Origin of the sequence: Microbacterium telephonicum, assembly GCF_003651225.1 — a bacterium.
Lineage (GTDB): Bacteria > Actinomycetota > Actinomycetes > Actinomycetales > Microbacteriaceae > Microbacterium > Microbacterium telephonicum.
This window is the reverse complement of the sequence record NZ_RCDB01000003.1, coordinates 800,581-815,270: the sequence shown is the minus strand read 5'-3', so window position 1 is coordinate 815,270 and position 14,690 is coordinate 800,581. Positions and strand designations below refer to the sequence as shown.

Below are 14,690 nucleotides of genomic sequence, written 5' to 3'. Positions count from 1 at the left end.
TTCGTGTCCGCGAAGTAGGGTGATCCCACCGACACTGGAGGATCACATGCAGGTTTGGCCCGGATCCGCGTATCCCCTCGGGGCGACCTTCGACGGCAACGGCACCAACTTCGCGCTGTTCAGCGAAGGCGCCGATCGGGTGGAGCTGTGCCTGTTCGGCGACCGCGGCAAGGAGACCCGCGTCGACCTCGTCGACGTCGACGCGCACGTCTGGCACGCCTACCTGCCGACGATCCAGCCGGGGCAGCGCTACGGCTACCGCGTGCACGGGCCGAACGACCCGGCCAACGGCCAGCGCTTCAACCCGAACAAGCTGCTGCTCGACCCGTACGCGAAGGCCGTCGAGGGCCAGGTCGCGTGGGGACAGTCGGTGTTCGGCTATGACTTCGGCGAGCCCGATTCCCGCAACGACGACGACTCCGCCGCCGCGATGATGAAGGGCGTCGTCGTCAACCCCTTCTTCGACTGGGCGGGCGACCGACTCCCCAAGACGCCGTACGCCGAATCGGTCATCTACGAGGCGCACGTCAAGGGCCTCACGGCGCTGCATCCGGAGATCCCCGAGGAGATCCGAGGCACCTACAGCGCGATCGCGCACCCGGTGATCATCGAGCACCTGAAGAAGATCGGCGCGACGGCGATCGAGCTCATGCCGGTGCACCAGTTCGTCAACGACTCCACCCTGCAGGACAAAGGACTGTCGAACTACTGGGGCTACAACACGATCGCCTTCCTCGCCCCGCAGAACACGTACGCCTCGACGGGGCAGCGCGGCCAGCAGGTGCAGGAGTTCAAGGGCATGGTGCGCGCCCTGCACGCCGCCGGCATCGAGGTGATCCTCGACGTCGTCTACAACCACACCGCCGAGGGCAACCACCTGGGACCGACGCTGTCGATGCGCGGCATCGACAACGAGGCCTACTACCGGCTCGAAGACAGCGACAAGCGGTACTACACCGACTACACCGGCACCGGAAACAGCATGAACGTGGGGAACCCCCACACGCTGCAGCTGATCATGGACTCGCTGCGGTACTGGGTGCTCGAGATGCACGTCGACGGGTTCCGCTTCGACCTCGCCGCGACCCTCGCACGCGAGTTCTACGAGGTCGACCGGCTCGCCGCCTTCTTCGAGATCGTGCAGCAGGACCCGGTGGTCTCGCAGGTCAAGCTCATCGCCGAGCCGTGGGACATCGGCCCCGGCGGGTACCAGGTGGGCAACTTCCCGCCGCAGTGGACGGAGTGGAACGGAAAGTACCGCGACACCGTCCGAGACTTCTGGCGCGGTGAGCCGTCGACCCTCGGCGAGTTCGCCTCCCGGCTCACCGGCTCCGCCGACCTCTACGAGCACGACGGGCGCCGCCCGGTGGCCTCGATCAACTTCGTCACCGCGCACGACGGGTTCACGCTGCGCGACCTCGTGTCGTACAACGAGAAGCACAACGACGCCAACGGCGAGGACGGCAACGACGGCGAGTCGCACAACCGCTCGTGGAACTGCGGCGTCGAAGGGCCGACCGACGACCCCGACGTGCTGGCGCTGCGCGCCCGGCAGCAGCGCAACTTCCTCGCGACGCTGCTGCTCAGCCAGGGCGTGCCGATGCTGAGCCACGGCGACGAGCTCGGCCGCACGCAGGGCGGCAACAACAACGGCTACGCGCAGGACAACGAGACGACGTGGGTGCACTGGGACTCCGTCGACCAGCCGCTCATCGAGTTCACGGCGGCCGTCGCGCGGCTGCGGCACGATCATCCGATCTTCCGCCGCAGCCGGTTCTTCGACGGCCGTCCGGTGCCCACCGAGGAAGGACAGCGGCTCCCCGACATCGCGTGGCTGCGCCCCGACGGCACCCAGATGAAGCCCGACGACTGGGATTCCGGCTTCGGCCGCGCGATCGGCGTCTTCCTCAACGGCGAAGGCATCCACGAACGCGATCGGCGCGGGCAGGAGATCGTCGACCGCAACTTCTTCGTGCTGTTCAACGGCGGCGACGAGACGCTCGACTTCACCATCCCGAGCGGCGGCGGAGACGTGCAGTGGGAGGTCATCATCGACACCGCGGGCCGCGTCGACGACATGGGCCTGGTCGACCATGGCACCTCCCTTCCGCTGACAGGCAAGTCGGTCGTGGTGCTGCGTGATCACCGCGAGGAGCCGACCGAGATCGACCACTCCGTCGCGGCATCGCTCGCGGCGCTGACGACGCCGATCGACATCGTCCCGTCGCCGGCGCCCAAGCCGGAGCTCTGACGTGCGCGTCCCGGCATCCACGTACCGTCTGCAGGTGCGGGCCGGATTCGACCTGGATGCCGCGGCCGACGTCACCGGCTACCTGCACACCCTCGGCGCCGACTGGGCCTACCTGTCGCCGATCCTGCAGGCGGCGACCGGCTCCGACCACGGCTACGACGTCGTCGACCCGACCCGCGTGGACGACTCCCGAGGCGGGCCCGAGGCGCTCGCCCGATTCTCGGCGGCGGCCCGGTCGCACGGTCTCGGCGTGCTCGTCGACATCGTGCCCAACCACCAGGGGGTCGCCGATCCCGCGCAGAATCCGTGGTGGTGGGATGTGCTCCGTCACGGTGCCGCTTCGGCGCACGCGGCGGCGTTCGACATCGACTGGGAGTACGGGGAGGGGCGCGTGCGCCTTCCCGTGCTCGGCCGTCCCGTGGCCGAGGCGATCGCGGAGGGCGAGATCACCGTCGACGCCGCGGCGGACCGGCTGAGGTACTACGACCTCGCGCTGCCGCTCGCGCCCGGGTCGCTCGACGGCGTCGAGACCGACGACGTCGAGACGGTGCTCGCCCGCCAGCACTTCGAACTCGTGTTCTGGCGTGACGACGTGCTGTTGAACTACCGCCGGTTCTTCACGGTCACCTCCCTCGCCGGCGTGCGGGTCGAGCTGCCCGAGGTGTTCGACGCGACGCACGCCGAGATCCTGCGGTGGCTGCGCGAGGGCCTCGTCGACGGCCTGCGCATCGACCACCCCGACGGCCTCGCCGACCCCGGTGCGTACCTCGCCCGCCTCGCGGATGCCACAGCCTCGGCCTACACCGTGGTGGAGAAGATCCTCGAGCACGGCGAGGCGCTGCCGGGCTGGTGGGCGACCGACGGCACCACCGGGTACGACGCGCTCGGCGAGATCGAGCGGGTGCTCATCGACCCCGTCGGCGTCGAGGCGCTCGCCGAATCCGAGTCGTGGTCCGAGCTCATCGCCGCCACGAAGCGGGACGTCGCCGACACCTCGCAGGCGGCAGAGGTCTCGCGACTGGCACGCTGCCTGCCGGCATCCGATCTCGACCCCGCCGTCGCCCGCGACGCGATCGCCGCGCTGCTGGCCGCCTTCCCCGTCTACCGCGCGTATCTCCCCGCCGGCGCCGAACTTCTGGATGCGGCCGTCCGGGATGCCGCCGCCCGCCGCCCCGACCTCGCCGACACGATCGCGATCGTCGCCGCGCACGTGGCCGAGGCCGGCACGGAGTTCTCGACGCGGTTCATGCAGACCACCGGACCGGTGACGGCCAAGGGCGTCGAGGACCGCGCGTTCTACCGCTACACCCGGCTGACCTCGCTCACCGAGGTCGGCGGTGACCCGTCGCATCCCGCGCTCGACGTCGCCGGCTTCCACGCCGCCCTCACCGCGCGCCAGGCCGCGTGGCCGCGCGCGCTCACCGCGCTGACCACGCACGACACGAAGCGCTCCGAAGACACCCGTGCGCGCATCGACGTGCTCGCCGAGGTCCCCGAGCGGTGGCGGGAGGTGCTCGCCGAGCTGCGCGGTCACGCCTCGTGCGGCGACGCGGTCTTCGACGACCTGCTGTGGCAGGCGATCGTCGGAGCCTGGCCGGCGAGCCCCGAGCGGCTGCACGCGTACGCCGAGAAGGCCGCGCGCGAAGCCGGCGTGCACACCAGCTGGACCGACCCCGACGAGGCCTTCGAGGCGCGCGTCGCCGGTGTCGTCGACGCCGCGCACGGCGCGGCGCGCCCCGTGCTCGAGGCGTTCGTGGCCGAGATCCGCGCGGCCGGACGGTCGAACGCGCTCGCCGCCAAGCTGCTGCAACTGGCCGGTCCGGGCGTGCCCGACGTGTACCAGGGCACCGAGCTGTGGGACCACTCGCTCGTCGACCCCGACAACCGCCGCCCCGTCGACTTCCGGGAGCGCCGCGACCTGCTCGAGCGGATCGACGGCGGGTGGATGCCGCCCGTCGACGACACCGGCGCCGCGAAGCTGCTCATCGTCTCGCGCACGCTGCGGCTGCGCCGCGACCGCCCCGACCTGTTCACCCGGTACACCCCCATGACGCTCGCCGGTGCCGCATCCGACCACGCGGTCGCGTTCGACCGCGGCGGGGCGCTGGCCGTCGCGACGCGGCTGCCGGTGTGCCTGGCCGCACACGGCTGGGGCGACACGGTGCTGCTGCGTCACGACGGCCCGACCGTCGACGCGTTCACGGGCCGGCGCTTCACCGGCGGCGAGGTGCCGCTGGCCGAACTGCTCGCCGACTACCCGGTCGCCCTGCTGGTGGCCGACCGACCATGATCCGCGAAACCTCATCTGCATGCCGAGACCGTGGGGTTCCACCGCGGTCTCGTCCGTCCGATGAGGTCTCACGGCGCAGTGACGGACCCACAGTGACGGAGGAGGCCGGATGATCGAGGTGTGGGCGCCGCGGGCGGCGCGGGTGCGGCTGCGCCGCCCCGGACAGGGCGACGTCGAGATGACGGCGGATGCGGGTGGGCGCTGGCACGCGGATGCGGCGCTCGCCCCGGGCGACCGGTACGGGTTCGTGCTCGGCGACGCCGACGACCTGCGCCCCGATCCGCGCTCGCGGCGCCAGCCGGACGGCGTGCATGCGGCATCCGCGTGGTTCGATCCGGCGGACTTCGCCTGGACCGACGCGGGCTGGACCGGACGCCAGCTCGCCGGCGGTCTCGTGTACGAACTGCACATCGGCACGTTCACGCCGGAGGGGACCCTCGACGCCGCGGCCGGCAAGCTCGACCACCTCGTCGCGCTCGGGGTCAGCCACATCGAGCTGCTGCCGGTGAACGGCTTCAACGGCACCCACAACTGGGGCTACGACGGCGTGCTCTGGTACACCGTGCAGGAGGACTACGGCGGCCCTGCCGCCTACCAGCGCTTCGTCGACGCCGCCCACGCGGCAGGGCTCGCTGTCATCCAGGACGTCGTCTACAACCACCTCGGGCCGAGCGGCAACTACCTGCCCGAGTTCGGTCCGTACCTGCGCGAGGGGCACTCGAACACGTGGGGGTCGAGCGTGAACCTCGACGAACCGGAGGTGCGCGCCTACATCCTCGACAACGCCCGACAGTGGCTGGTCGACTTCCACGTCGACGGGCTGCGGCTCGACGCCGTGCATGCCCTGCACGAGTCGGCGGAGCAGCCGGTGCACATCCTGCAGCAGCTCGCCGAGACGGCCGACGCCCTCAGCGCGCACCAGGGCAGGCCGCTCACCCTCATCGCCGAAAGCGACCTCAACGACCCCGTGATGTTCCTGCCGCGCGAGGCCGGCGGCTACGGGCTCGCGGCGCAGTGGTCGGACGACTGGCACCATGCCGTCCACGTCGCCCTCACCGGGGAGACGAGCGGCTACTACGCCGACTTCGCCGACCCGCAGGCGCTCGTGAAGACCTGGACGCGCGGTTTCTACCACGACGGCACCTTCTCGTCGTTCCGCGGTCGCGACCACGGCACGACGATCCCGGATGCCGCAGCGACCTGGCACCTGGTGACCTTCGCGCAGGATCACGACCAGATCGGCAACCGGGCCGCCGGCGATCGGCTGTCGCAGATGCTCTCACCCGCGCGTCTCGCGGTCGCCGCGGTGCTCACCCTCACCGCGCCCGGCACGCCGATGCTGTTCATGGGAGAGGAGTGGGGCGCGAACACCCCCTGGCAGTTCTTCACCTCGCATCCCGAACCCGAACTCGCCGCCGCGACCGACGCCGGCCGCAAGCGCGAATTCGCGCAGATGGGCTGGGACGAGTCGCTCGTACCGTCGCCGAACGATCCGCAGACGTTCGAGCGCTCGCGCCTGGACTGGGCCGAGGCGGATGCCGGCGCCCACGGCGAGCTGCTCGCCCTCTACCGGCGCCTGGCGGCGCTGCGCCGCGCTCGACCGCAGCTGACCGACCCGGCGTGGCCGAGCGGCACCGTCGAGGAAGGCCCGGGAGGTCTGCGCTACACGCTCGGGCGGGGCGACGCCCGCGTACTCGTGAACCTGTCGACGCAGCCGTGGGAGGTGCCCGCGCTCTCCGGCGAGGAGGTCTGGCTGTCGACGGCGCCGCCCGAGGTGCCCGCGGCATCCGGGGTGCACGTGATCGCCGCCGACGCCGCGATCGTCGTCGGTCCTAGCATCCGATCCGTCGCGGTCAAGGGGGCTGACGCCGACGCGCCTGCGCGGCTACCGTGACGCCATGTCCACCACGACCCCGCGCGCCCCGATGACCACGACGGCGACCGGCGGCGACCTGCTGCGGCAGATCGTCGTGATCAGCGCCGTCGTGTTCATGATCATCGCCGCGATGGTGGGGACGGGGCTGCTCGGCGGCACGAACGTGCGCGACCTGCAGGGCGGGGCGCTCGACGCCGATGCGACCGTGCTCGCACCCGGTCGGCCCGCGTTCTCCATCTGGAGCCTCATCTACCTGCTCATGATCGCGTACGCGATCTGGCAGGCGCTGCCCTCGCAGCGCGCGCGCACGCGGCAGCGCCGCGCGGGCTGGTGGGTCGCGCTGACGGCCGTGCTCAACGGCGGCTGGCTGCTGGCCGCACAGTTCACGACGCTGCCGCTCACGGTGGTCGCGATCGTCGTGCTGCTGGCGGCGCTCGGTCTCACGGTGCGGGTGCTCACCGTGTTCCGCACCGAGAGCTTCACCGACCGGCTGTTGTTGGACGGCACGGTCGGCTTGCATCTCGGGTGGGTGACCCTCGCGACGGTCGCGAACGTCACGGCGTGGCTGGCCGCCGAGGTCGCCCCGCCGATGGATGCGGGCGCTCAGGCCGCCTGGGGCGTGGCGGTGCTCGCGGTCGTCGCCGTCACCGGCATCCTGGTCGCCGTCGGCACTCGCGGCCAGCGCATCGCGCCCCCGCTCGCGATGGCCTGGGGGCTCGTGTGGATCGGCGTGGCGCGCCTGACGGGGGAGCCGCAGGCGCCGGCGGTCGCGATCGCGGCGTTCGCCGCGGCGGTCGTCGTGCTGGCCGCGCCCTTCGTCGTCACGGGTCTGCGACGCCGGCGCGAAGGAGTGTGAGTCCCGCTCCGGCCGCCGAATGCGCCGGCGTCGGAGCGGCGTCGTCAGAACGCGCGGGCGAACGCGCGCAGGATGCGGGGCGGCTCGGTGAGCGAGGCCGCCAGCACGCGGGAGGCGATGCGGTCGTAGTCGCGCGCGTCGAAGTAGCCGTCGTCGCGGTAGATCGCCATCCGCTCGGTGAACGCGGTGCCGGTCGGCTCGGGGTGGAACTGGGTCGCGTAGAGGCGATCGCCGACGCGGTACGCCTGCACGGGGCACGCGTCGTTGCCGGCCAGCAGCACCGCGCCCTCCGGGAGCCGCTGCGTGCCCTCCTTGTGCGCGGTGAGCGCGGTGAACGCATCGGCCAATGAGCCGAACAGCGGGTCGCGGGAGCCGTCGGCGGTCACCGTCACCGCGGTCGGACCGGTGTCCTCGGGGTACCCGCGGGTCACCTCGCCGCCCAGGGTGCGGGTCGCGACGCCGATGCCGTAGCAGGTGAACAGCGCCGCCGTGCGTCCCTCGGCGGCGGCGCGGGCGATCGCGGCGAGAGCGTGTTCGAGGCGGCGCTGCGCGTCGGTCTTGGTCGACTCGGGGTCGGTGACGTTGTACGGGCTGCCCCCGACGACGAAGCCGCGCCAGCGCGTGAACGCGTCGTCCGGCAGCGCGTCGCGCACGAGGTCCCACCGCTCCAGGCCCGTCTCGTCGAGGCGCATCGCATCGCGGAACGATGCGTACTCCGCGTGCGCGGCATCCTGCTGCGGGCGCACGCAGAGGTACACGAGCGGGGCCATGCGCCGAGTCTAGATCGGGCGCGAACACGCCCGCGACGCGGTTGCCGGAATTCAACACCGCGCGATGTATCACGCCGCGCCTGGCCGCGCTCCTTCAGATGTGGCCAGAATGGGCGCTATGAGCGACATCGACCCCACGTCCGCCGACCAAGCCCCCGGCGACGTGGGGCCGACGTCCGCGCCCGGCGTCTGGGAGCGGGCGTCCGAGAGCTTCGCGCGCTGGCGCGGCGGCGACCCGCGCGCCATGGACGACCTCGTGCGCCTGATGACACCCGTGCTGTGGCACGTCGTGCGCGCCTACGGGCTCGAGCGGATGCTGGCCGAAGACGTCGTGCAGTCGACCTGGCTCACCCTCGTGCGCCGGGCCGGCGACATCCACGAGCCGCGCGCCGTCGCCGGCTGGCTGACCACGACCGCCCGGCGCGAGGCGTGGCGCGTCGGACGCGCGCAGCAGCGTCAGCATCCCGTGGAGGACGCCGACCTCGAGCCGCGCCTTCCGCTGGCCGACTCCGCGGAGGATGCCGCGCAGCTGCGTCTCCGCGACGAGCGGCTGTGGAGCGCCGTCGCGTCCCTCGAGGAGCGTTGCCGCCGCCTGCTGCGGATCGTCGCGTTCGAGGAGCGCCCCGACTACGCGCGCATCGCCCAGGACCTCGCCATGCCGGTGGGGTCGATCGGACCCACGAGGCAGCGTTGCCTCGGCAAGCTGCGGACCGCACTCGCCCCCGGAGAAGCGGCCGCCGACGGGAAGGGAGATCCTCATGACCTCTGACGCCGCCTTCACCGATGACGCACTGTGGACGGGTCTGCGCGACATGTACGCCGCCGCCGATCCCGTCCCCGCGGGGCTCGCGACCGACGTGATCGTCGCCGTCGCCGCCGCCGATCTCGACCGGGAGTACGCCCTGCTCGCCCTCGTCGACAGCGACGCCGTCGCGGCGGTGCGCGGCGACGCCGACATGCTCACCCTGCAGTTCGGCGACGGGACGACGAGCGTGCTCGTGCATGTGACCGCCGACTCCGACGGCCGACGACGCCTCGACGGATGGGTCGACGGCGAGGCGACCGACGCACAGCTGATCACGGGGGACGTCGCACAGACCGCGCCGGTCGTCGAGGGGCGATTCGCGTTCGAGGATGTCGGGTCCGGCGTGGTGCGGCTGCGGTTCGCTCTCGCGGCCGACGACTCCGGGCGCGGCGCCGAGCTGCTGACTCCCCGCTTCGAGCTCTGACCCCTTCTTCGAAACTCTGATCCCTGCCCTCACCGCCGAGCCCTGGAGGATCCATGCCCGTTGAAGACGCCGCGAACCCCGCCGACCCGCAGCCGAAGGGCTGGACGTGGCGCGACCGCGCTCGGGGGTCGGTGACCCGTGCCGTCGTGCTCGACACGGGAACCGAGCCGCTGGACGGTATCCCCGCGTTCCCGACCGTCTACGTGCCCGACCGGCTGCTGATCGGCGGCGGCGAGGACGGCAGCCTCGTCGAGGGCAACTTCGACCGCGTGCGCGCCGCTGCGGAGGCCTTCGGATGGGGCGCGGTGCGGGAGCGCCTGGACGGCACCGAGCTGCGTGACGGAGAGCGCCCGGAACCCCGACTGCCGGGCGCGCCGGTCGTCGTGCGCGTGCGTCTGACCGCGCCCGACGACAAAGAGCGCGTCTCGCCGTCGCTTCCCGACGCGTGGCGCGTGCTGCAGCGCCTGCGGCGCGAGGTGCTCGGTCCCGACGCCCGCCTCGACGGCGTCGCCGCGGGCGAAGCGCTGAAGAAGGCGGGGCTCGACCGCGTCGGCCTCGACCACGTGCTGACCGTCGATCCCATCGGGATCAATCCGTTCACGGAGGCCAACCCGTACGGTCGCACCAATCCGTACGGTCGGACGAACCCCTACGGCCGCACGAACCCGTACGGTCGCACGAACCCGTACGGTCGCACCAACCCGGTCGGCGAGTACGCGGAAGCGGGCTCGGGCGGCAGGCAGCCGGTCGCGTGGATCGGCCCCGGGCCGGTGCGCTCCGAGCCTGCGGCCGGTCGTCGGCGCCCCGTCGTCGCCATCCTCGACACCGGAGCGGGAACACACTCGTGGCTGCCGGACGACGTCGTCGACCGCGACGTGACGATCGACGGCCGCCACGTCGGCTTCCACGATCAGGCGAACCCCGAGGTCTACCCCGACATGTACGGGCCGCTCGACGGCGAGATCGATCCGGTGGCGGGGCACGGCACGTTCATCGCGGGGATCGTCCGCCAGGCGGCGCCGGATGCCGACCTGCTCGCGATCCGCGTCGCCGACGCGCTCGGGGTGGTCGAGGAGTCGAACCTCCTGCAGGTGGTCGAAGACCTCGGCGTGCTCATGCAGCGCTGGGTCGACAGCGGCGGAGCGGACGGGCGGCCCGTCGACGTCGTCAACATGTCGCTCGGCTACTACCACGAGACCCCGCAGGACGGCCTGTATTCGCAAGACCTCTTCGACCTCCTCGCCACGATGCGCAGCCTCGGCACGACCGTCGTGGTGTCGGCGGGCAACGACGCTGTCGACCGTCCGACCTTCCCCGCATCGCTGTGGCCGTGGCCGGGTTCGGACAACGGGCTCCCGTCCGACGGCGGGGCGCCGCACCTCTCGGTCGGCGCGCTCAACCCCGATCGGCGCTCCACGGCACTGTTCTCGAACGTGGGGCCGTGGGTGCGCACCTACGCGCCCGGCGCCGGGGTGGTCAGCATCCTTCCCGACTTCGTCGGTGGGCTGCAGGCGTCGGCGCGTGACGACGAGTACGCGCGGCGGCGCCTGACGATCGCGCCGGAGGATTTCCGTGGCGGGTTCGCCGTGTGGAGCGGCACGTCGTTCGCCGCGCCGCTGGTCGCCGGACGGGTCGCCGCCCGGCTGCGTCCGTCGGAGGGTCCGGATGCGGGGGCCGCCGTGTCGGATGCGCTCGACGCGCTCGACGGGGTGCTCGGCGACGACGACTGACCGAGGAATCGCGGTGAGGGTACGCGACACGGCATGCTGTGAAGGTGGCCCTCACCACCGATCCTGCTGCGCGTGCGCTCGATCTCTACGCGCGTGCGCGTGAGCTGACCGATCAGCGTCGCTTCGACGAGGCGCGACGCCTGCTCGCCGATGCCGCTGCGGCGGCGCCCGACGTCGACCTCCGCGCCCGCATCGCCGGCACGACGGCGTACGTGATGGCCCAGACCGGCGCGCAGGACGAGGGCGAGCAGCTCGTGCGCGACACACTGGCGCTGCCGGGGATCAGCGCGCACACGTCGGGGGTGCTGGCCGGTCAGCTCGGCGCGACCCTGCTGTACCAGGGGCGACTCGACGAGGCCGCGCTGTGGCTGGGGCGCGGGATCGATGCGCTCGAGGACGACCCGATGGCGGCGGCGAACCTGCGGATGAACCGCAGCCTCGTCGGCATGCAGCTGCGCGACCTGTCGGCCGCGACGGCCGACCTCGAGCAGGCGCGCGACGTCTACCGCCGACACGGGGAACCGGTCGACGTCGCCGAAGCACAGCACAACCTCGGTTACGTCGCCCTGCTGGCCGGCGACCTCGTGCGCGCGATGCGCGAGATGGGCGACGCCCGCACGCTCGCCGGGGAGACGTCGGATGCGAGCGCGGCGATCGGCGACGTCGACATGGCCGAAGCGCTGCGCGACGCCGGTCTGACAGCGGAGGCCGAGACGCTGCTGCAGCGCGCGGCGCGCACGTTCGGGGCGAACGGGATGCCGCAGGCGCGCGCGGAAGCCGAGCTGCAGCTCGCCCGGTCGCTGCTGCGCCACGATCCGGTCGCCGCCGCGAAGGCGGCCGGCAGCGCGTCGCGGCGCTTCACGGCGCTCGGATCGCAGTCGTGGGCTGCGCGGGCCGACGGCATCCGCTTGCGGGCGCGGCTCGCTGCCGGCGCGATCGACCGGGTCGGGAAGGTCGTGCCCGAGCGCCCGGTCGACACGCGTGAAGTGGCGCCGGTCGCGCGCCGCCTCGCCGCGGCGGGGCTCGCGGGCGAGGCGACGGCGCTGCGGCTGTCGCTCGAGCTCTGGCGGGCGCGGCACGGCCACGCCGGAGGCCGGATGCCGGCGCTGCCCGCATCGGCCCCGCTGGAGGTGCGGCTGCTTGCCGCCGAGGTGCGTGCGGAGCGGTCGGCACGAGCCCGCCGGGACCGCAGTGTGCAGGCCGAGGCCGCGGCGGGGCTCGACGAGCTGTCGGCCTGGCGCTCCTCTTTCGGAAGCCTCGACCTGCAGACGTCGCTGTCGATGTACGGGATGGGGCTCGTGCTGTCGGGCCTCGGCGCCGCGGTGCGCACGGCGCAGCCCGAGTCGGTGTTCGACTGGTCTGAGCGCGCGCGGCATCTCAGTATCCAGGTGCTGCCGCTGCGGCCGCCCAGCGACCCGCAGCAGGCCGCCGAGCTCGGTGAGCTGCGCGCGCTGCGCGCCGACCTCGCCAGCGCCGACTGGGCCTCGGATCCGCGGGCGATCGAGCTCGCCGACACCCTGCGGCATCGTCAGTGGACAACGACGGGCGTCGCCGACGTCGAGCAACGCGTCGCTCTGGACGCCGCGGTCGCGGCGCTAGATGACGACATCGCGATCGTGTCGTTCGTCTTCAGCCCGCAGGGACTGACGTGCCTGGTCGTCACGACCACCGAGGCGCGTGTCGTGCCGCTACCGGGATGGTCCGATGTCCGCGCCGCCTTCGCGGGGCTGCGCTCCGACCTCGACATGTCGGCGATGGTGCGCACCGGACCGATGGTCGACGTCGTCGCGCGCTCGCTCGCCGGACGTGTGGAGCGGCTGTCGCGGATGCTGCTGGACGAGCCGCTGCGCGGCGTCGACGCGCGACGGATCGTGCTCACCGCCCCCGGTGTGCTCGCCGGCATGCCGTGGGCGATGCTGCCGGCATTGCGCGGACGGGCGTTCACGCTGGCGGGATCCGTCTCGCGTTGGGTGCACGCGCGCGAGGCGCGGCCTGCCGCGGCGCCGGGCGCCGAGCGCGTCGTCTTCGCCGTCGGTCCGCGGGTGCCGCGCGGCCGGGAGGAGGCGGCGGTCGGGGCGGCGGCCTGGACGGATCCCACCCTCCTGAGCGGTGCCGACGCGACGGTCGCCGCCGTGTCGGAGGCCGCGGCATCCGCCGACGTGCTCCACGTGGCCGCGCACGGACGGCATGCGGTCGACAACCCGATCTTCTCCGGTCTGCAGCTGGCCGACGGGGTGCTCTTCGGCTACGACATCGACCGGATGCCGCGGCTGCCGCGCACGGTCGTGCTGTCGGCGTGCGAGGCGGGACGATCGTCGGTGCGGTGGGGTGAGGAGGCGGTCGGCATGACGCGCGCCTGGCTGCACGCCGGTGCGGGCGCGGTGATCGCCGCGCCGGTCGTGGTCGCCGACGACGACGCGTGCGAGCTGCTGGGAGCCGTGCACGCCGAGCTCGCCCGCGGCCTCGAGCCGTCGCTCGCGCTCGCCGCGGCGACCGCGAGCACCGGGATCTCGGCGCCGTTCCAGGTGCACGGGAACGGATTCTGATTTTTCTTCCGCGCCGAGGTATCAGGGGCGGCGGAGGGTGCTCTTCTCATACGGAATGACCGCGCGGTGGGGGTCGGGGGACCCCGCCGATTCGCCGCGGAAGCCAGAGTCGCTGGGGAGCGGCGAACGCGCATTCCACTTGGACGGCTGACCGGGGGGTTTCCATGCCCGTCCGCGGGTCGGTGAGGAGTGGGGCCTCACCGACCCGTCCGCCCCGCCTCGCCCCCTCCCGGCCGTTGAGCGAGCGGAGCGAGTCGAAACGCCCCGAGCCCGGCCCTCCCCGGTCGTTGAGCGAGCGGAGCGAGTCGAAACGCCCCGAACCCGGCATCAACGGCTGGTGCGAGGGTTTCGATACGCCGGCTCCGCCGGCTACTCAACCACCGGGAGCCGGGGGCGCGGCGTCAGCGGCGGGAGGAGTTCGCGGTGCGACCGCGCACGATGCCGATGAACGCCTCGACGAGGGGCGTCGTGCGGTCGGTGGGCCAGGCGAGCGCGACGCCCGAGACGGGGCCATCGGCGAGCGGACGGTACTCGACGTCTTTGCGGTGGTGCAGGCGGGCCAGCGACATCGGCACGATGACGACGCCGACCCCGGTCGCGACCGTCGCGACGGCGTCCTCGGTCGTCTCCGGCGCTGTGAAGCGCGGGGCGACGGCATCCGGGACGTCGACGCCGAGCACATCGTCGACGGGACGGATCACGACCTCGCCGGCGAGGTCGGCGATCGTGAGTTCGTCGGCCGCGGTCAGGTGCGAATCGGCGGCGCACACGACGACGGGGACCTCGTCGTACAGGGCGATGACGCTGAGCCCCTCGCGCTCGACGGGCAATCGCACGAGCGCGGCGTCGACCGCTCCGGAGGAGACGGCCCCTCGCTGCCCGGCGACCTCCAGCGGCACGAGTTCGAGCGGCGTGCGCGGCATCCGCTCGTGCCACAGGTCGATCCATTTGCCGGGCGTCGCGCCGGGGATGGCGCCGAGCCGGAACGGTCCCGCGGGGATCGGGTCGACGGATGCCGGAACCGCAGCCTTCGGGTTCGGCGCGGGGCGCCCCTTGCGCGCGGGGGTCCCCCCGCGTCCGCGTGCCTGCCCAGCCATGCGCTCCAGCGTAACCGCGACCCCGCGCGTCCGCCCGCGGCGTGC

General features: G+C 72.8%; 10 protein-coding genes. 8 read left to right on the top strand and 2 right to left on the bottom strand.

Annotation, left to right across the window (positions count from 1 at the left end):
• Positions 1-46: 46 nt before the first annotated feature.
• From glgX to C7474_RS13325, 4 genes are all read left to right on the top strand, one after another.
• The gene (gene glgX, locus C7474_RS13340) at positions 47-2,251 is read left to right on the top strand and encodes a glycogen debranching protein GlgX (RefSeq protein ID WP_121060621.1); all 2,205 of its coding nucleotides are present in this window, start codon (positions 47-49) and stop codon (positions 2,249-2,251) included.
• A gap of 1 nt (position 2,252) precedes the next feature.
• Positions 2,253-4,541: a malto-oligosyltrehalose synthase gene (treY, locus tag C7474_RS13335; RefSeq protein WP_121060619.1), complete on the top strand. Its 2,289-nt coding sequence runs from the start codon at positions 2,253-2,255 to the stop codon at positions 4,539-4,541.
• A gap of 109 nt (positions 4,542-4,650) precedes the next feature.
• On the top strand, positions 4,651-6,435 hold the full coding sequence (gene treZ, locus C7474_RS13330) for a malto-oligosyltrehalose trehalohydrolase (protein WP_121060617.1): 1,785 nt from the start codon (positions 4,651-4,653) through the stop codon (positions 6,433-6,435).
• A 4-nt stretch (positions 6,436-6,439) separates the two neighbouring features.
• Positions 6,440-7,273 (top strand): tryptophan-rich sensory protein, encoded by an 834-nt coding sequence (locus C7474_RS13325; RefSeq protein ID WP_241965246.1) that lies wholly within the window; start codon positions 6,440-6,442, stop codon positions 7,271-7,273.
• A 44-nt stretch (positions 7,274-7,317) separates the two neighbouring features.
• Here the strand turns inward: C7474_RS13325 and C7474_RS13320 are convergent, their stop codons facing one another.
• Positions 7,318-8,043, bottom strand: coding sequence for a glutamine amidotransferase-related protein (locus C7474_RS13320; RefSeq protein WP_121060615.1), 726 nt, complete (start codon positions 8,041-8,043; stop codon positions 7,318-7,320).
• Positions 8,044-8,161: 118 nt separating this feature from the next.
• Here C7474_RS13320 and C7474_RS13315 point away from each other — a divergent pair, with 118 nt between their 5' ends.
• From C7474_RS13315 to C7474_RS13300, 4 genes are read left to right on the top strand one after another with little or no spacing between them, the layout of a single operon-like run.
• A complete protein-coding gene (locus tag C7474_RS13315) occupies positions 8,162-8,812 on the top strand; it encodes an RNA polymerase sigma factor (protein ID WP_121060613.1) in 651 nt (216 codons plus the stop codon).
• Positions 8,802-9,272 carry a hypothetical protein gene (locus tag C7474_RS13310; protein WP_121060611.1) on the top strand — a complete coding sequence of 157 codons (471 nt, stop codon included), beginning with the start codon at positions 8,802-8,804 and terminating at the stop codon, positions 9,270-9,272. Before C7474_RS13315 ends, C7474_RS13310 begins: the two co-directional genes overlap by 11 nt.
• 53 nt (positions 9,273-9,325) lie before the next feature.
• On the top strand, positions 9,326-11,002 hold the full coding sequence (locus C7474_RS13305; protein WP_121060609.1) for a S8/S53 family peptidase: 1,677 nt from the start codon (positions 9,326-9,328) through the stop codon (positions 11,000-11,002).
• Positions 11,003-11,046: 44 nt separating this feature from the next.
• The gene (locus tag C7474_RS13300) at positions 11,047-13,548 is read left to right on the top strand and encodes a CHAT domain-containing protein (RefSeq protein WP_121060792.1); all 2,502 of its coding nucleotides are present in this window, start codon (positions 11,047-11,049) and stop codon (positions 13,546-13,548) included.
• A gap of 401 nt (positions 13,549-13,949) precedes the next feature.
• Here the strand turns inward: C7474_RS13300 and C7474_RS13295 are convergent, their stop codons facing one another.
• Positions 13,950-14,645 carry a LysR family substrate-binding domain-containing protein gene (locus tag C7474_RS13295; protein ID WP_121060607.1) on the bottom strand — a complete coding sequence of 232 codons (696 nt, stop codon included), beginning with the start codon at positions 14,643-14,645 and terminating at the stop codon, positions 13,950-13,952.
• Positions 14,646-14,690: the final 45 nt, after the last annotated feature.

Bases quoted from the DNA above. Each gene is read 5' to 3' on its own strand.
- C7474_RS13320 (WP_121060615.1), bottom strand. From the start codon at position 8,043: ATGGCCCCGCTCGTGTACCTCTGCGTGCGCCCGCAGCAGGATGCCGCG.
- glgX (WP_121060621.1), top strand. From the start codon at position 47: ATGCAGGTTTGGCCCGGATCCGCGTATCCCCTCGGGGCGACCTTCGAC.
- C7474_RS13295 (WP_121060607.1), bottom strand. From the start codon at position 14,645: ATGGCTGGGCAGGCACGCGGACGCGGGGGGACCCCCGCGCGCAAGGGG.
- C7474_RS13315 (WP_121060613.1), top strand. From the start codon at position 8,162: ATGAGCGACATCGACCCCACGTCCGCCGACCAAGCCCCCGGCGACGTG.
- treZ (WP_121060617.1), top strand. From the start codon at position 4,651: ATGATCGAGGTGTGGGCGCCGCGGGCGGCGCGGGTGCGGCTGCGCCGC.
- C7474_RS13325 (WP_241965246.1), top strand. From the start codon at position 6,440: ATGTCCACCACGACCCCGCGCGCCCCGATGACCACGACGGCGACCGGC.
- C7474_RS13305 (WP_121060609.1), top strand. From the start codon at position 9,326: ATGCCCGTTGAAGACGCCGCGAACCCCGCCGACCCGCAGCCGAAGGGC.
- C7474_RS13310 (WP_121060611.1), top strand. From the start codon at position 8,802: ATGACCTCTGACGCCGCCTTCACCGATGACGCACTGTGGACGGGTCTG.